Below are 18,353 nucleotides of genomic sequence, written 5' to 3' on the forward strand. Positions count from 1 at the left end.
AACACCGTCCTTAGTTAAGAAATTCTTGGGCAAAGCGTTGCAATACCCCTCCGGCTAGATAAACCCGCACCTCATCCTCGGTATCGAGGCGGCAAGTCACTGCGACATCCCGTTTGTCGCCATTTGCCCGCGTGATGACTAATGCCAATTGCGCCCCCGGCCTGATATCGCCGATGACATCGAAGGTTTCCGTGCCATCAAGCTCCAGCGTGTGGCGATTCATTGGTGACTGAAACTCAAGCGGTAACACGCCCATCCCGACTAGGTTAGTGCGATGAATACGCTCAAACCCTTCTGCGACTATCGCTTCGACACCCGCAAGACGTACCCCTTTTGCGGCCCAGTCGCGCGAAGAGCCTTGACCATAATCTGCGCCAGCAACCACAATTAATGGCTGACGGCGAGCCATATAGGTCTCTATCGCTTCCCACATCCGAGTGACCTTGCCTTCCGGCTCAACACGTGCCAGCGAACCTTGAACAACACTTCCCTGCTCGGTAACCATCTCATTGAGCAGTTTAGGGTTGGCAAAAGTGGCGCGCTGAGCGGTCAAGTGATCACCTCGGTGCGTGGCATAGGAGTTAAAATCCTCTGGTGCGAGCCCCATCTTGGCCAAGTATTCGCCCGCGGCACTCGTGGGCAGAATAGCGTTAGAGGGAGACAAGTGATCGGTGGTGATATTGTCACCTAAGATCACCAGCGGTCTCATCCCACTGAGCGTGCGCGGCGCTGCAAGTGCCCCTTGCCAGTAGGGAGGGCGGCGGATATAGGTGCTTTGCTCACGCCATGCATACAGTGGAGCAATCAGGTTTGCTTTTGATTCCGGTTTAAACATCTGGATATAGACCTGTTTAAACTGCTCAGGTCTCACGCACTCACTGACGACAGCATCAATTTCCGCATCAGAGGGCCATAAGTCTTTGAGGTAAATAGGCTCTCCATTAGAGTGATAGCCAAGTGGGTCTCGCTCGATATCAAAGCGAATACTCCCCGCAATCGCATAAGCTACCACCAGCGGAGGCGAAGCGAGAAAGGCTTGTTTGGCGTGGGGATGAATACGACCGTCAAAATTGCGGTTACCCGATAACACTGCGGTGGTATACAGGTCGCGCTCAAGAATTTGCTGCTCAATTTTCTCATCCAGCGCACCACTCATACCGTTACAAGTCGTACAAGCATAGGCAACGATACCAAAGCCCAACTTTTCCATTTCAGCGAGCAAACCTGCCTGCTGCAGATAGAGCTTGGCGACTTTCGAGCCTGGTGCAAACGATGATTTAACCCAAGGTTTGCGTATTAAACCGAGCTGGTTGGCTTTTTTCGCTACCAAACCCGCGGCAACCACATTGCGCGGATTACTGGTATTAGTGCAAGAGGTAATCGCGGCAATGATCACCGCGCCATCTGGCAGACTGTCACTGTCCGCACCCTGGGCTGTTTCAGGTGAGTGAGCCGTAGCGATACCCCGCTCTGATAACTCTGTAGTTGCCACGCGTCGGTGCGGGTTTGAAGGCCCGGCCATATTGCGCGTAACCTGGCTAAGATCAAAGGTCAACACCCGCTCATACAGCACATCTTGTAACTCATCGGCCCATAATCCCGCTTGTTTCGCGTACGTCTCGACTAAGGCCACTTGCTGCGGGTCACGCCCGGTGAGCTTAAGATAATCGATGGTTTGCCCATCGATATAGAACATGCCCGCCGTTGCGCCATATTCCGGAGTCATATTGGAGATGGTCGCTCTATCGCCAATCGTCAAAGACCGAGCTCCCTCGCCAAAGAACTCAAGATAACTCGACACCACGCGCTGCTCGCGTAAAAACTCGGTCAGAGCCAGCACAATATCTGTCGCCGTTATCCCTTCTTGGCGAGTGCCCACAAGCTCGACGCCAACAATATCTGGTAAGCGCATCATAGAGGGCTGGCCGAGCATCACGGTTTCTGCCTCAAGTCCCCCGACACCGATGGCAAGCACCCCCAAGCAATCGACATGAGGTGTATGGCTGTCGGTGCCGACACAGGTATCAGGAAAAGCGATGCCATTTTTTGCTTGTATGACTGGTGACATCTTCTCGAGATTGATCTGGTGCATAATACCGTTGCCAGCCGGCACGACACTGACATTGTCAAATGCGTGCTTGCACCAATCAATAAAGTGGAATCTGTCCGCGTTGCGTCGATCTTCAATCGCTCGGTTTTGTTCAAACGCGTCAGGTTCAAAGCCCGCATGTTCAACTGCGAGTGAGTGGTCTACGATCAGTTGCGTTTCCACCACTGGGTTGACCTTGGCCGGATCGCCGCCCTGCTCTGCGATTGCATCACGCAGCCCTGCCAAATCCACCAGGGCAGTTTGACCCAAGATATCGTGACACACCACTCGCGCCGGGTACCATGGAAAATCAATATCGCGCTTACGCTCAATCAATTGAAGTAAGCTGGCACTCAAGTGTTCAGGTGAGCAGCGGCGCACTAACTGCTCAGCTAACACACGGCTGGTATAGGGCAGTGTTTGATAGCTATTAGGTTTCAGCGCCTCAACCGCTGCTCTTGCATCAAAGTAGTCTAAGTGCGAATTGAGTAACCGCCGACGATAACGACTATTGACCTCTTGATTCATATTAACCTCCTTTGCCTGCGATCAGCGATCGTCGATTGCAACCCAAGCTTGATGCTCAGGCCCGGTATAGTCAGCGCTTGGGCGAATAATTCGATTATTCTCACGCTGCTCGAAGACATGCGCTGCCCAGCCGGTTAATCGGCTCATAACAAAGATTGGCGTGAACAATTTGGTTGGGATATCCATAAAGTGGTACGCCGACGCATGGAAAAAATCAGCGTTGCAGAACAAATCCTTTTCTCGCTTCATCACCGCTTCCACTCGCTCTGAGACCGCGTACAAGTGGGTATCACCCACATCCGCAGAGAGCTGCTTCGACCAGCGTTTGATCAATGCATTGCGTGGATCACTCTCACGATAAACGGCATGACCAAAGCCCATGATCTTATCTTTGTTCGCCAGCATCTGCATGATATTGGCCTCGGCTTCATCAGGTGTTTGCCAGTTCTCAATCATCGCCATCGCCGCCTCATTCGCGCCGCCGTGCAATGGTCCGCGCAGCGTACCGATCGCTGCAGTCACACAAGAGTGGATATCGGACAATGTCGACGCACACACGCGAGCGGCAAAGGTCGAGGCGTTGAACTCATGCTCCGCATAGAGAATCAATGAACAGTGCATCACTTGACGATGCAGCGCGGAGGGCTCTTTACCTGTCAACATGGAAAGAAAGTCACCGCCAATGCTGTCTTGACCACTGCCTTGGGTATCAACTCGCACGCCATCATGACTAAAACGGTACCAATAACAGATGATTGCTGGAAACAGGGCCAGCATTCGCTCGGTCGCTAGCAGCTGGTCATCAAAGCTCTGCTCTTGCTCGAGATTACCCAGAACTGAACACCCAGTGCGCATCACATCCATCGGATGAGCATCGGCCGGGATAAGCTCTAATGCTTGTTTAAGCTCCTCAGGAAGACCACGTAAACTGATCAAATGCGTCTTGTAGGCATCCAATTCAGCACGATTGGGTAAACGGCCACGCAGCAGCAAGTGCGCGACTTCTTCAAATTCTGCATGGTTAGCAAGGTCAGTAATATCGTAACCACGATAGGTCAGGCCAGTGCCGGTTTGACCGACTGTACATAGTGCCGTGCTGCCTGCGCTTTGGCCGCGCAGACCCGCACCACCGATTTGAGAGTGTGGCATAGTCAACTCCTTTTGGACCCGAACCGACACTCTAGTGGTGTGCTTTTATTCGGGCGATTCACGTTATTGGATTAAACTGATATGGGCTGTCTTACAGGTGCTGAACTACTGCTTTTCAGCAAATAATTGGTCTAATTTGTCCTCGTAAGCATGATAATCAAGGTGCTGATAGAGTTCGCTGCGAGTTTGCATCGACTCAATCAATGCCTCTTGGTTACCGGCGGATAATAGATGCTGATAAACCTGCTCTGCTGCGCGATTCATCGCCCTAAAGGCACTGAGTGGATACAACACCATGTCCACATTGGCTTGTGCAAGTTGATTGCAGCTGTAGAGGGGCGTTTGACCAAACTCGGTGATGTTCGCCAGTATCGGCACCGACTTACCCGTTGCCTGCGACAAACGCTCTGAGAAGGTTTTATACTGCTCAAGCTCGGTCATTGCCTCAGGAAAAATCATATCGGCCCCCGCCTCAACGCACGCCACCGCGCGCTCGATAGCTTGCTCCATCCCCTCGACCGCCAGTGCATCGGTGCGCGCCATGATCACAAACTGCTCATCCTGACGTGCATCAACTGCGGCCTTGATCCTATCGACCATCTCTTGCTTGGATACAATCGCTTTATTAGGCCGGTGTCCGCAACGCTTTTGCGCCACTTGATCTTCGATATGCACGGCGGCAGCACCCGCTTTCTCCATCGCACGTATGGTGCGAGCGATATTAAATGCGCCGCCAAACCCCGTATCAATGTCGACTAATAAAGGCAGATCGCAGGCGTTGGTTACCCGCTCGACATCAACCAGGACATCATTTAGGCTGGTGATACCTAAATCGGGTAGCCCGTAGGACGCATTGGCAATACCGCCACCGGATAAATAGATGGCTTGATGGCCAACATTCTTTGCCATCATCGCGCAATAGGGATTGATGGTGCCCACAATTTGCAGCGGTGTGTTTTGCTCAACGGCAAGACGAAACTTGGCTCCTGGTGATTTTGTCATGTCTCAATTCCTTTTTGCATTTGTTGCTCTATCAAGTGTCTACTGCCAGAGATATGTCTTCTCATTAGCATCTCTGCCAGCTCTTCATCGTGATTCTTGATTGCCTCGAGAATAAACCTGTGCTCACTCAGGGCCTTCTTAGGCCGGCGCTCGACGCGCGGCGCTTGATAACGATACATGCGCAGCAAGTGATACAACTCATCGCACAAGGTGGTGATGAGCTTACTGTTTCCGCTCGCTTGGATAATCCGGTAATGAAAATCAAAATCACCGGTTTGATGAAAATAGGCCGTACCATCCACTCGCTCGATATAATTCGAATGGGTCGACAACAGTTGCTCAAGCGCGTCAATTTGGTCATCAGTAATATGTCTTGCCGCTAGGCGCGCCGCCATCCCCTCCAGTGCCTCGCGCACACAATACAGCTCAAGAAGGTTGGCAATCGACAAGCTGATCACTCGCGCGCCAATATGCGGAATACGTTCAACTAACCCCAAGCCTTCCAAGCGCATGATGGCCTCGCGCAGTGGACCGCGACTGACTTGATATAACCTCGCTAACTCAGGCTCAGAAATCTTGCTCCCAGAAGGGATATCACCACTAACGATCGCCTCAACCAAAGACTCGGTTAAAGACTCAGATTTGGTGTTGTCCTTATTGGGCAAGGTCGGCTGTTCAATGTCATGACAAGTGTTAGTGGTACGCACGCGATTACATCCAAAGTGTCTACAGTTTTAACAATTGAATTTAAAATAGACCACAGAATTGGATATCAACAAGGCAATTGTCGACAATTTAGACCAAGGTATAATGCCGCACGGTAGACTAGCAACGCGTTATAGCTCGAGTTCAGGTTGCGCTTTTATGCTCACCAAGCATTGATAAAGCTGGCTTAGAGATGAGTAAAAAAGAAATGGACCGCGGTGAGAGCGCCAAGTACTGCGCGATCGCGTGTGTGATGTGTATTATCGGTACGGGTGTCGAATACACCCGCATATAACCGCCTATGGGGAGTTGAGCCCCTTACTTGTCAAGACTTTGGATATCAGTGATGATTTCACCGATAGAATAAAGAACCAACTCTTTTGGGGTCGAGGGATCGGCTAACGAGTGAATGTCTTCCCCCTCACTGCGCAGTTGCTCGATAATCTTTAGGCTTAATTGCTGGTCAACACCGATGATCATCGGCATCTCAGCAGCGGATACTCCGAATTTAGTCGCAAGCAAAAGCTCACGAACTTTTTCTTTCTCATTATGCACCATGACATCCTCTCTACCATGACCTACCAGCGTTCGGTATCTATAATAATAGCGGTTTCTCTAATAATAATAGATACCCGAACAAGCTCAAGAAGCGGGTTTGGTCAGGCTAGAGCTGATAGTGCTTCAACTTACTCGAGCAGAGGGATGAATTTCAGTGGCAATGAGCGACACATCTGCCACTCGTGTGGTATCAACAATTAGGTACTGTGTATATTCACGCTCATCAACTTGCACTCTAACCTCAAGATCCCCCTTAAAGCCAAGTCGCATCAGCCGAGCGCATAGTTCATTCGGTGCTTGCTCAAATACACAGTCCAAAAACGGGAAATGCTCACTGCTTACCAGTCCTTCTTGGTTACAACGTCGCATTGCCGTTTCCAGCAGATCACTATCAGTGAACTCAATGATTTCTAATACTTGTTCCAGTTGCATTAATTGGATAATTCCGTTTGTTTCTATGAATGCGGTTGATCCTATCTTATTCCGCTGCGAAACGAAATGTTCAACCTCGGATATCACCCAGGATTACTAACAAATCTCGATCTTCACCTCAGGCTATTGTTCCCTATCATCTTTTCCGAGCAAGTTAGTTACATCGACTATACTGTCCGGTGATGAGTTACTAAAAAATCGAACATTCAACCAACATCGATTCCGGCAAATTCACGATGAAATATCAGGGACGATAAGGAAATAGCTAAGCATGAGATTACATAATAGAGTCGCCTTTTTAGGCGTTGGTTTGTTTATCGCTGCGATCGTCTATCGAGCGTATGACGCCTACGGGGGCGATGCTCTAGCTGGACAACAAAAGTATCTGGCCAACTGCCAAAGCTGTCATGGTGTAAAAGGGTTTGGTGATGGTGAGCAGGCCAGTGATTTGGCCAATATACCTCGTGATCTAGAGAAAGAAATCAACGGCTTGCTTGCCTACGACTCAATCGTCATTCCTCGCTTGGTGCTCGATGGTAAGACTGATAAGGGAATGCCCGCCTTTCGAGGCCAGCTCAGCGAGCAAGATGTGAAGGACATTTTTGCCTACATTCGCCAGGTGAACAAAAGCTACTAGTCTTGAGCTTTGATGCTATACCGTATTACATTCGCAAAACGCAATTGCATTTTGCGAATCGCCCTCTACAACTGTCACCAAAATGCAATAATATGCACTAAAACTTGGCTCAATGTCCCATTTATTGGTAGAACAATTATTGGCACGCTGTTTGCTAAACTATAGGTGACCCTTATTAAGCCGAGGGTCACCTAGCCAACTGACGTTGTTAGTGAACCGATTTTGTTCACACACTTTTCAGCCAGATGCCTCGCATCTGGCTTTTTTTATTGCCTAATAAATTCCACACTTCTTCAACCCTGTATCATTGTCAGCCAACACGCTTTACCTTAGACTCTTGCGATTCGTTTCCCTAATTGGTGTCATCTATGGTTAATCCCCTCTCTCACCGTAAGCTCACTCAACTATCGCTCGCGTGTCTCCTTACGGGGTGCTCGACAGCCAACCACTATGACAATTTGCAACCGATTGAAGTTATCAGCCCAACCATTGCTGATCCTATTGCTCAAGAGCAAACGCTAGACCAGACACCTATCTCCGGCGAACAAGTAACAGGTGCGGAACTCAATACCGGCAAACCTAAATTGGCCATCGCTTTTGGCGGTGGAGCGTCAAGGGGCGTGATGCACTTGGGTGTGATTAAGGCGCTTGAGGAAGCTGGTATTGAGGCCGATATCGTCACTGGCACATCGGTAGGGTCAATTGCCGCGGCCTTATATAGCAGTCATGACTATCAACAAGTTGAGAAGATCATCCTCGAGTTTGCAGAGCATGAAATCGTCGACTTAAATCTGCCAACTAAGGGCGTGATTAAAGGTAAGGCGCTAGCGAAGTGGATCAATTCTCATGTCGACTTCGACACCATCGAAGCACTGCCAAAAACCACTGGTATCGTGGCAACCAACCTCACCCAGAAGAAAACCGTGGTATTTACCTCTGGTGATATCGGTCAAGCTGTCCAGGCCTCTTCCAGCGTCCCAGGCGTGTTTATGCCCGTCTATTATCAAGATGACATCATCGTTGACGGCGGGGTAACCTCACTAGTACCCGTCTACGCTGCCCGTCAGCTTGGCGCTGATATAGTTCTAGGTATCGACGTGTTTTGTGGTGCCCCGCCTCCGTTAAAATACTCGGCCGTGCATACCCTAGCTAATGCCTTCTGGCTGCAGAGCTGTCTGGTCACCGAAGCAGAAACCCAAAGTGCCGATGTGCTTCTTACACCCGAACCCTATCACCCTAGCCTGAAACATTTTGGTGACCTGTATGAGCGTGAGCAAGCGATGCAAGTTGGCTATGAGGCAATGCAAGCCGCTCTTCCTGAGCTGCTCGAGCTGTTGGGCGAAAGAGGTAAGCCATCATCCATCACAAGTTTCAAATAGTGCTGCAAACCTCTCTCTCAACCATTGGACTTTCGGATTATAGGCGTTGCGCTTATGCCACATCAGGGTAAAGGGAACCATGAGTTTTTCTGCTTCACTATTGGGTAGTGGAATTGGCATGCTCACCAGATCAAGACTCAGCCGCTCAAGATAGCGGCTGCAATATCCCGGTGCTGTAGTCAGCATTTCATGCCCCGGCTCTGCAGCCATAAACAATGCTTGCTCGAAATTTGCCACGGTCAGCGCAATACTGCGCTTACGACCAAGATCCCGTAGTATCTCATCCAGCGCCCAAGTATCACTTTTTTCCCAACGTACATTGATGTGTGCATAGTGCAAAAAAACCTCAAGGTCCCACCGTTTCGATAGCACTGCCGGGTGATCCCGGCGCATAAATACTCTCGGCATATCGGAAAACAGCACCTGATAGTCAATGTAATACGGCAGTTGCTGTAATGACTCCCGCGAACGAGGATGACTCTCCCGACCAGAAAAGCCCACATCAACCTCCCCCTTGATTATCGAATCAATAGAATCGTAGTCCCACTGACTTGTGACTACTCGAGCACTAGGGTAGCGCTGAAAAATCTCGCTATTGAGCTGATTAAGCATGGTCAAAACCAAGGGAGATTCAATTGCGAGGTGAAACTCTATCTCCTGTCCCGACTCCTCACTGCTGCTCTCTGCGATTTGACCACCCAGCAATAACCATTGCTGCAGATCCTCGCTAAGCGCCTCAACCAAAGGAGTCGGTACCAAGCCCGTAGGTGTGCGAATGAACAGAGGGTCATCAAACCAATCACGCAGCTTAGCAAGAGACTTACTAACGCTCGAAGGCGTCAGATTGAGCTGCTTGGCAACCTTTGATACGCTGCGCTCTTGGCAAAGTAGTTGCAGCGTCAAAAGTAAATTTAGATCAAGCCGTAGTAGCGACTTCTTCATTCAACACCCTTTCTTGAGTCGACCATTTGATTAGCCCTAGGCTTAACAGCCCCGCAATAACGAGGATTGTGACAAGCATAGACAGTGCGTTCACACCTAGCCATCCCATCAGCCAAATGTATACAGCGCCACTGCACACCTGTGCCAGTCCAAGCATTGAACTTGCTACGCCTGCACGCGCTTTAAAGGGACTTAGCGCTCGACTCATGGCTACACCAAAGCCCAATGAAAAACCACAACATACCAAGGCAAAACCTAATAAATACCCTATCTCGCTCAGCGCGTAGTAATAAGTCACAAACAGCACTGCAGCTACGAAAATAAACACACATTGTGCACTAATCATGAGCCTGACTGCACCGACCCGATTAATCAGTAATGGCGCACCAAAAGACACCATCATACTAAACAGTGCCGTCATCGCCATGACACTTGAGTACCCACCTCGATCAAAGCCCAGAACACCCATGATCAGCATTGGTGACACATTGACATAAGTCAGGATCACCGCAACACCCAGTGAGGTGATCAGCAAAGGAGCGATAAAGGCGCGCTGCAATAGCGACTCATCATCGTTGTGCGATCCCTCACTCATGGTATTCTGCGAATTGACGTGCTTAACAACAGACTCTTGCATCACAAGCAACATCAGGGCGGTAACCAAACCTCCCATCGCTGCCATAACGTTGAACAAGCTCTGCCACGGAAATTTTAGCATGATCAGATGACCAACTACCGGCGCCAATACAGGTACAATACAGGTGACACCATTAACCATCGAAAGCACCTTGGCACGCATGGTTTCATCAAGACGGTCACGTAATGCTGCAAACGCAACCACATAGCAAGCACCCGCGCCTATACCTTGCATAAAGCGAGCGCCAATAAACATCGCGCTGTTCTCGGCGTGCCCACCAAGCAACGAAGCGAGGGTGAATACAATCGCGCCGATGATGGCAACGGGTCTTCGACCTATCGAGTCCGACAGCTTACCTGCTACCAACATGGTGGCTGCCATTCCTGCAAGGTAAGCAGAAAAAGCCATATGTAACTGACCCTCATTCACCCCAAGATCGACTGCGATTTGGGGCAAACCGACCAGATAAAGATCGATCGCCGTTGGGTACAACAACACCAACGAAAAGCAACATAAAACAAATCGGTACATAACTATCTCCATTATTGACGGAGACATATTAGGTTTCGAGACAGTCCAGTGCCTAGTGAGTTTAGTGACAAGTCACCTTTCCCCTCGCGACATTAGCACAAAATTTCAACAATTTGCTCTATCCGTGCAAGAGACTTATAAAAAACAACCGTCGACTAAATGTGATAAAGGTCACGTTTACATGAATAATAAAAAATTAATTCTCAAACGCCAATGTGACAACGATCACATTAGAAGTTGCATTTTGCCCGCAAATGTAACTGAAACGTGCAAATGCAAAGGATTACAACGAGCGCCGTTACTGATACTTAACACACTTATGTCGACTTGTTGCAAACCTATATTTTTTACGACTTTTTACTGAAATTTGGATGTCATATATCATTTTTAGCATTGCAACGTTTGCAATTACATAACTAAATGAGAAGTCAGATGAAATTTTGCTCAAAGAAAGCACTGCTTGCAGCAAGTGTGACAGTAGCACTTGCTGGTTGTAACAGCAGCAGTGATGACAAAACAGTTGAAGCACCGCTTCACATTAACCTTCGCTTGATGGAGACAACCGATCTTCACGGCGCAATGATGCCATACGACTACTTTGCCAACGCTGGCGGTCAAAACTATGGCTTTGCACGCACCGCGGTTGTTATTCGTGAGACTCGTGATGAAGTAGCGAACAGCATGCTATTTGACAACGGTGACCTAATCCAAGGTAGTCCAATGGCCGACTATGTTGCCAACATTGGTGTCGAATATTTCGAGCATGATATCCACCCTGTGTTTAAGGCAATGAACCTGCTTGACTATGATGCAGCCAATATCGGTAACCATGAATTTAACTATGGCCTTGAATACATGGACGCCGCTCTTGAGGGTGCTAACTTCCCATACGTAGTATCAAACGTATTTGAGTACGATGAGAGCCTAGTGGAGAACGGTACGTTCGGTAACAGCTGTGAGCTAACCATGAGTACGGACATGATTGCGCAAGCAGGTGATCCGATTTACCCTGCGTGGGTTCCTCTAGAGCGTAGCTTTGTTGCAAGCAATGGTGAAGAATACACGCTTAATATTGGTGTGATTGGCTTTACCCCACCAAACATCATGAGCTGGGACAAAAGTCATCTTGAGTGTGAAGTACTCGTAACCGATATCAAGACTACCGCTGAATACTGGGTACCTCAGATGAAAGCTGCAGGTATGGATGTTATTGTCGCAGTACCGCACAGTGGTCTTGCAAACTCAGATCAAGAGCGTCCATTCCAAGAGAATGCAACCTGGCAATTGGCTCAGGTTGAGGGTATTGATGCCATCATGTTTGGTCACGACCACAACAACTTCCCAACAACCTCAAATACCTATGACGGTATGGAAGGTGTTGAACCTAGTAAGGGTAAAATCTTCGGCAAGCCTGCCGTTATGCCTGGCTCTTGGGGTGACCACCTAGGTATTATTGATCTTGTTATCGAAACACTCGATGAGGGTGAAACATGGGAAGTGAACTACGGTAAAAGTACTGCTTCTCTTCGTGCACTAAACGAAAACCCGAACGAAACTGATATTGAAGTCGTTATTGCTGTTTCTGGCGATCACTTGGGTACAGTCGAATATATGCAAGAAGAGTTGGTTGAAATCAACCAAGAGATCAACAGCTTCTTCTCTGCACTAGAACCTGATCTATCTGTTCAAATCGTCAACGAGGCGCAGTTCAACTGGGGCTTGCAGCAGGAAGAAGAAGGCCTTCTAGAAATGGAAGAAGATGCGATTCTCTTGTCAGTATCAGCACCTTTTAAAGGTGGTCGTAACGGTAATGATGATTACACCAACATTAACGGTACTCACCTAACTAACGCAAGTATCGCTGACCTTTACGTATTTGATAACAACACTCCAGCTGTTTTGAAGTTGACTGTAGCTGATGTTAAAGAATGGCTTGAAACTATCGCTTCTCAACAGTACCAGACGGTTGAGGCCGAAGGTCAACGTCTACTTCATCAAATGTTCCGTAGCTACAATTTTGATGTGTTCTACGGTGGCTGGGATAACGAAGGTCAAGCAAACACGCTGAACTACACTATCGACGTTAGTCAAGGCCCACGTTACGCAGTTGACGAGATTGGTGATCTGATCAAAGAAAACGGTGAGCTGGTTAAAAATGAAGATAACTACCGTATCGGTGACATCATGTACAACGGTAAAGCACTCGATAATGAACAAGTGCTTTATGTGGTAACCAACAACTACCGTGCATCAAACGATGATATCCCAGGTGTTGATAACGCAGAGATAGTTCTAGAGGACGCAGCGTTTACAAACCGTGAGCTTGTTGATCAATACATCAAACAACTAGCTGAGGCAGCTGATGGTGATGTACCTTTGGTCGAGTTTGACAATGCAAACAACTTCGAGCTTCTTGGCCCACAAGGCATTACTGCAGAGTTCCTATCAGACCCACGTGGTAAGGACTTCGCTGAGTCACTTGACAATGTCACTTACACTGAAGACCGTGACTCTGTTGGTGACAACCATGGTTACGCGGTTTACCAGTACACTTTCAACTAATTGCCCTTTAAATTAGTTTGACGTTGGATACTAAAAAGGCTCTGAACATGGTTCAGAGCCTTTTTTTGGACTGATAAGCTAATGGCACTTCGTTGCGCTAACCATCGAGACTAGGTTAGGCCACTTTTATCCTACACTTGAGCCAGTTATCTAGATCTTTGCCAAGCTTTACGCTGCTCAGCGTCCATAAACGTCCAAGCCACAAAACGACTCTTTTTTTGCCCCTGTGACATCTCCACCACACGCGCCTCCACTGCCCCGGCCTTTTCAGCGCATTTGCGCAGCCAACGCACATTATCTTTTTTAGAAATCAGGCTAGTAAACCACAGCACTTGCTCGGCATAAAAGCGGCTCTCAATAGCCATGGTTTTCAAAAATGCCGCCTCGCCGCCCGGGCACCACAGCTCCGCTTTTTGTCCGCCAAAATTCAATGCTGAACTTGGCTTTGCCTTAGACTGAGCACTTGCGCCTTGACGCTTGGCCTTGTTGGCATTGAGATTCGCAATTTTGCGCTCGGTTCCCTTGCTCGCCTCAGCCAAGGATTTATGAAACGGTGGGTTACACATCGTCACGTGGTAGCGCTCACCCGCCGCAATAATATGTTTGAAGATGTGCTTAGATTCTTTCTGCAAGCGCAGTGTGACCTTATCACGCAGCGAATCATTGCTCGCAACAATCCCGCTTGCGCACTCGATCGACTTAGGGTCGATATCTGAAGCAACGAATTGCCAGTCATACTCAACCGCGCCGACGATTGGATAAACCATATTGGCCCCGGTGCCAATATCAAGTGCCGTCACTTGGCCACTTTTATCAAGCCCCTCTTTAGCCAATAACTCTGCCAAGCGATGAACATAGTCCGCTCGACCTGGAATAGGTGGGCACAAGTACCCGGCAGGGATATCCCACTTTGTTACCCCGTAGTGATGGGCTAACAGAGCTTTATTTAATAACTTAACGGCTTGATCTGAAGCAAAGTCAATCGACTGGGTACCCTTTGGGGTTTTGATCAAATGCGCTTTGAGCGCAGGCACGGCTTGGCAAAGTTTCGCTAGATCATAGTTGCCCTGATGCTGGTTGTTCACGTGTAAGCCCGACTTGGGGGTGATTTTGATAAACTTCATTGGTTGGCTCACTGTGCCCTCTTTAACTCTTCACAGATCAAAAATAATCGCGCATCAAACTCTAACTGATGGTAGTCCGGCTCCATGTGGCAGCACAGCTGATAAAACGCCTTATTGTGTTGCTTCTCTTTAAAATGCGCCAACTCATGCACCACCAGCATACGCAGCAGAGGCTCGGGCGCCTGTTTAAACAAACTGGCAATACGGATCTCGTTCTTAGCCACGACGCGATTACCATGAACCTTTGCTACATAGGTATGTAAACCCAACGCATTGTTGACCAAGTGGATCTTAGGGTCGTACACCGCTTTACTCAGTGGGGCGGCTTTTTTCATGTAACGCTGTTTGATCTCGTTCACGTACTGAAAAAGCGCTTTTTCACTCTGAATAGAGTGAGCTTTTGGATAACGGCGCGCAAAACTTGCGATAAGCGTTTTATCATCAATTAATTGCTGTATTTGCGCAACGATATGCTGGGGATACCCCTGAATATAACGAATTGGCGAAGTCATAGTGATCTGTGTTCATTCTTTTCGCGCGAGTTTAACCTATTCAAGGCTAGTTTTCAGCTTTGATTCCGATTACACTGCGTCGACAAAAAACTAAGGCTCGTAAAAGCGCGCTGATAAACGCTGACTTGGGTTGAAAAGAGCAAGAGCTGCCTGAGTGGATTTGACTTGAAACTCATCATAACCCGCCACAAGCCCAACGGCATCACCGGAGAAGTTGAATGAAAAGACTCGTCTTGTACGTCAAAGATAAGTGTCCTCATTGTAAAGACGCCCAGCGCTACCTTGATTCTAAGGGGTACAAATACCGACTAACCAACGCCAAAATGCAACGCGGAAGAAAAGAGCTCGATGCCCTCGGCGCTCGCTCACTGCCTGTTCTCAAAATCGGTGACCGCATTATGATTGGTTGGAATCCGCAAAACTTTGAGCGAATTTATAAGGGCAGCTAAACCTCCCTTCCTCCTTCAAACTTTATATACCTTAAAGCCAGTGCGCCAACTTACTCATTAACTTGTCGGAGTTGGCCGGTTTAACGATAACGTCAGACATACCTGAGTTTTCTATTCGCATACGCATCGATGACGAGCTGTCTCCAGTGTGCGCAATAATAGGCACATTGGCAAACGCCGTACCCGAGCGGCGAATGGTATAAGCCGCCTCAATACCATCCATTACTGGCATCTCTATATCCATCAGCACAACATCGACAGGACTATCTGCAAGTCTATCTATCGCTTGCTGGCCATCGTCGCTCTCAACGACATCAAATCCCTGTTTTTTTAACAGCATCGCTGTTAAGGTACGCAGCGACACATTATCATCCACCACCATAACGGTGCTCGGCCTTGGTTCCTTCGCTACTGAACGAGACTCTCTTATCGGCTGATAGCCTGGTTCAAATAACAATCTCTTGAGCAGTCGATCGCCCCCTGTAAACCACTGTTCAAAGGGAACATGAGTCGCACCAGCGAGCATCGCTTTGCTCGGTCCAAGGGCAAGGTCATCGGTTAAACACACTATCTGAGCTTGAGTGAAATCAAATAGCCATTGAATCTCTTTTTGTAGGCGTATATCACCAATAAAGCCTCGGGTATCAAGAAATATCAGGTCATACTCAAACTCATGCGATTGTCTTTGCAATGCAGCACGCATATCAATGATGTCACTTTGATAGCCCATTTCACGTGCGATCTGTGTTGCATTCTCGAAGGTATCTGAGCAATCTGTAATAGTTAAAACCCGTTTGAGTTGGGTTAGCTGTACCATGATCTTTTCTATGTCGCTTGACGATATAGGAGGAAACGTGAGTGTAAACTCGCTTCCCTTACCTTCTATAGATTGACACCTGATCCCTCCGCCAAACGAGCGCATTACGCGCTGACAAAATGGCAGCCCTAAACCATAACTACTCGATTTTCCGGTGGTATAAAAGTCCTGATAAATGTTGTCTAACACTTCAGACGCGATCCCCCGACCATTATCACTCACCACCACGTGATGACCCTGCTCATCACAATAGAGCGTTACCTCAATCTTGAATTGATGGTCACTACGATGGTAGAAGGCATTTTTGAATAGGTTAAACATCACATACTTAAGCAGTGTATTGCTACCAAGGAACTGAAAATCCTCAGCAACGACTAACTTAATCATTTGTCTATTGGCAGTATTACTATAGCTAAAGCCATCAATCGCATTCTCTATCACCTGCTTTGCCGAATACACTTGAAAACTCGAGCGACTAACTCGACTTTCATCGATTGAGGTCAAGAGCAGATCGATCGTTTCATTTCCCGAGATGATGGTGTTGTGTGCCTCTTCGGTTAAGCTATGCAGTGTATTGAGCTGCTCTCTGCTAAGGACATATTGGTCTACGCCCGATTGCACTCGAGGTAGCGTCGCTTGAGCCAACTCAATTGAGGCCGATAGACAACTGAGGGGATTACGCATCTCGTGTGCGATCCCGGCACCAAAGGTTTTGGCCAATGAAATCCGCGATTCGTGCTCAAACTGGTTGCGTGAATAACACCAGTTACCGAACAAATAAACAAACAGAAACACGGGTACATGAGCCCAGTTGATATCACATTCCAGCTTAAATCCTTGTGCAACCCAGGCAAAGAAAACGGCAAGACTCACTGCGATTATCGCCTGAGCTAACACCACTCGGGTGATGTGCACCAGAAGGATGTGCAAAAAACTGGCTGATAGAAACGACAGTACCCATACCTGCGACCAATCATTCATCAGCATCATGAAGAAGAAGAAAAATGGCAGCCCTAGCGTAATCGCCAACTGGTAAAAATGATGTCCATACGTTTGCACGTTTTGGGGTAGGTGATTACGCAACAGAACGGGTAAGAAGGCAAGTGAGCACGCTAAGCGCAAAGCCAAGTTCTCATAAGCTTGGGAGAATAAATACTCCCAGATGACGTAATAAAGGGGGTAACCAAGGACACCCATCAAACCTATCGCATTGAGGTTCGGTTCGGCGTATTGATAAACTTTGCGGATATGATTCATGTTGGTTTCTGCGCGAGGTTGGGCTTTGTTAGCGCCCTTTAAGCGCGCTTTATATCAATAAATATATCATTTATCAATTTCTAGAACGACGTACTGAAAGATAAGATAGATGCTCTGCCTAAATTGCTGTTTTTCACACCAATGATTTACAAAACCAGAACACCTAACCCCACTTGATCGATTATTTTGTCCTTTCAATAATTGCCACGTATCTAACTCTACAGTGCACCTCGTTCATGAGGACATATACTAATTAAGGCATATTCAATCTGGTCATCTGATGAGGGTTAAATGTCTAAAGAGATGGAAAAACAAGTTTGGGCTTGGGTAGACAATGTTGTGATCGGGCTAAACCTCTGTCCCTTCGCGGTAAAACCACGCAAACGCCATCAGATTGGGCTGAGAATCAGTGATGCCACAGAGCCAGCAGATCTCCTTGAAGATATCATGATGGAGTTTTTCAAGCTTGAACAGAGTGACCCGGAGCAACTGGACACCAGCTTGGTCATTGTTTCAAACATGCTAGACGACTTTGCTGAGTACAATAACTTCATCGACTGGCTTGAGCTAATGATTGAGCAGCAAGGCTGGCGAGGCGTTTTTCAGGTAGCCACCTTCCACCCACACTATCGTTTTGCCGATACCCAGGCAGAAGATCCGCAAAATTTGACCAATTGTGCGCCCTACCCCATCTTTCATTTGCTACGTGAAACGAGTATCGAGCGAGTGCTCGCCAGCACACCCAAACCCGAGACCATCCCGATTAACAACATTGCTCAAGTTCGCTCTCTCACCTACGCGCAAAAACAGGAATTATTTCCCTATCTTTTCAAGCAGTGAACACCTAACCTAGGACTCAGACCTGACACATGACTTGCAAAGCAAACTCTGAGTCATCTTTAGGTCAAAACACGATCTGCCCTCTCGACACAGTCCATCAAGTTGCTAAACTTCGGTCATGGTAGTGAGTTGGCAAGGAACTATTTGCTACTATGAGACTCTATTGAGTGTACCTGAAGTACTCGGCATCACTGTGGTGTGAC

At 48.0% G+C, this 18,353-nt stretch carries 16 protein-coding genes; 5 read left to right on the forward strand and 11 right to left on the reverse strand.

The window, feature by feature from the left end; all coding sequences use genetic code 11:
- Positions 1–10 precede the first annotated feature (10 nt).
- From acnD to ACSTTG_RS05380, 6 genes are all read right to left on the reverse strand, one after another.
- Positions 11–2,617, reverse strand: a complete 2,607-nt coding sequence (gene acnD, locus ACSTTG_RS05355) for a Fe/S-dependent 2-methylisocitrate dehydratase AcnD (RefSeq protein ID WP_438474013.1) — start codon at positions 2,615–2,617, stop codon at positions 11–13.
- A gap of 21 nt (positions 2,618–2,638) precedes the next feature.
- The gene (gene prpC, locus ACSTTG_RS05360) at positions 2,639–3,766 is read right to left on the reverse strand and encodes a bifunctional 2-methylcitrate synthase/citrate synthase (protein ID WP_438458233.1); all 1,128 of its coding nucleotides are present in this window, start codon (positions 3,764–3,766) and stop codon (positions 2,639–2,641) included.
- A gap of 105 nt (positions 3,767–3,871) precedes the next feature.
- Entirely contained in the window at positions 3,872–4,768 is an 897-nt protein-coding gene (prpB, locus tag ACSTTG_RS05365; protein WP_438474014.1) for a methylisocitrate lyase, read from the reverse strand.
- The gene (locus ACSTTG_RS05370) at positions 4,765–5,475 is read right to left on the reverse strand and encodes a GntR family transcriptional regulator (protein WP_438458231.1); all 711 of its coding nucleotides are present in this window, start codon (positions 5,473–5,475) and stop codon (positions 4,765–4,767) included. Before ACSTTG_RS05370 ends, prpB begins: the two co-directional genes overlap by 4 nt.
- 316 nt (positions 5,476–5,791) lie before the next feature.
- A complete protein-coding gene (locus ACSTTG_RS05375) occupies positions 5,792–6,031 on the reverse strand; it encodes a hypothetical protein (RefSeq protein ID WP_438458230.1) in 240 nt (79 codons plus the stop codon).
- 123 nt (positions 6,032–6,154) lie between these two features.
- A complete protein-coding gene (locus ACSTTG_RS05380; RefSeq protein WP_438474015.1) occupies positions 6,155–6,463 on the reverse strand; it encodes a hypothetical protein in 309 nt (102 codons plus the stop codon).
- A 271-nt stretch (positions 6,464–6,734) separates the two neighbouring features.
- Between ACSTTG_RS05380 and ACSTTG_RS05385 the strand changes: the two genes are divergently transcribed.
- A complete protein-coding gene (locus tag ACSTTG_RS05385; protein ID WP_438474016.1) occupies positions 6,735–7,100 on the forward strand; it encodes a c-type cytochrome in 366 nt (121 codons plus the stop codon).
- Between the two features lie 368 nt (positions 7,101–7,468).
- Complete coding sequence (locus ACSTTG_RS05390; RefSeq protein ID WP_438474017.1) at positions 7,469–8,479, forward strand: patatin-like phospholipase family protein; 1,011 nt, start codon at positions 7,469–7,471, stop codon at positions 8,477–8,479.
- Here ACSTTG_RS05390 and yidZ read toward each other — a convergent pair.
- Positions 8,456–9,421 carry an HTH-type transcriptional regulator YidZ gene (gene yidZ, locus ACSTTG_RS05395; RefSeq protein WP_438474018.1) on the reverse strand — a complete coding sequence of 322 codons (966 nt, stop codon included), beginning with the start codon at positions 9,419–9,421 and terminating at the stop codon, positions 8,456–8,458. The two genes, ACSTTG_RS05390 and yidZ, sit on opposite strands and share 24 nt — an antisense overlap.
- The gene (locus tag ACSTTG_RS05400; protein WP_438474019.1) at positions 9,396–10,589 is read right to left on the reverse strand and encodes an MFS transporter; all 1,194 of its coding nucleotides are present in this window, start codon (positions 10,587–10,589) and stop codon (positions 9,396–9,398) included. Before ACSTTG_RS05400 ends, yidZ begins: the two co-directional genes overlap by 26 nt.
- Positions 10,590–11,021: 432 nt before the next feature.
- On the opposite strand from ACSTTG_RS05400, the gene ACSTTG_RS05405 reads away from it, so the two are divergent.
- The gene (locus ACSTTG_RS05405) at positions 11,022–13,151 is read left to right on the forward strand and encodes a bifunctional 2',3'-cyclic-nucleotide 2'-phosphodiesterase/3'-nucleotidase (protein WP_438474020.1); all 2,130 of its coding nucleotides are present in this window, start codon (positions 11,022–11,024) and stop codon (positions 13,149–13,151) included.
- A 146-nt stretch (positions 13,152–13,297) separates the two neighbouring features.
- Here the strand turns inward: ACSTTG_RS05405 and rlmF are convergent, their stop codons facing one another.
- Together rlmF and ACSTTG_RS05415 are read right to left on the reverse strand one after the other, a co-directional pair.
- Positions 13,298–14,275, reverse strand: a complete 978-nt coding sequence (gene rlmF, locus ACSTTG_RS05410; RefSeq protein WP_438458223.1) for a 23S rRNA (adenine(1618)-N(6))-methyltransferase RlmF — start codon at positions 14,273–14,275, stop codon at positions 13,298–13,300.
- Positions 14,276–14,283: 8 nt separating this feature from the next.
- A complete protein-coding gene (locus ACSTTG_RS05415) occupies positions 14,284–14,787 on the reverse strand; it encodes a M48 metallopeptidase family protein (RefSeq protein ID WP_438458222.1) in 504 nt (167 codons plus the stop codon).
- 218 nt (positions 14,788–15,005) lie between these two features.
- On the opposite strand from ACSTTG_RS05415, the gene ACSTTG_RS05420 reads away from it, so the two are divergent.
- Complete coding sequence (locus ACSTTG_RS05420) at positions 15,006–15,236, forward strand: glutaredoxin family protein (RefSeq protein ID WP_438458221.1); 231 nt, start codon at positions 15,006–15,008, stop codon at positions 15,234–15,236.
- 31 nt (positions 15,237–15,267) lie between these two features.
- Here the strand turns inward: ACSTTG_RS05420 and ACSTTG_RS05425 are convergent, their stop codons facing one another.
- Positions 15,268–17,310 carry an ATP-binding response regulator gene (locus tag ACSTTG_RS05425; RefSeq protein WP_438458220.1) on the reverse strand — a complete coding sequence of 681 codons (2,043 nt, stop codon included), beginning with the start codon at positions 17,308–17,310 and terminating at the stop codon, positions 15,268–15,270.
- Positions 17,311–17,601: 291 nt separating this feature from the next.
- On the opposite strand from ACSTTG_RS05425, the gene ACSTTG_RS05430 reads away from it, so the two are divergent.
- Positions 17,602–18,150 carry a DUF1415 domain-containing protein gene (locus ACSTTG_RS05430; protein ID WP_438458219.1) on the forward strand — a complete coding sequence of 183 codons (549 nt, stop codon included), beginning with the start codon at positions 17,602–17,604 and terminating at the stop codon, positions 18,148–18,150.
- Positions 18,151–18,353: the final 203 nt, after the last annotated feature.

The sequence above is a fragment of the Vibrio glycogenivorans genome (genome assembly GCF_051660965.1).
Lineage (GTDB): Bacteria > Pseudomonadota > Gammaproteobacteria > Enterobacterales > Vibrionaceae > Vibrio.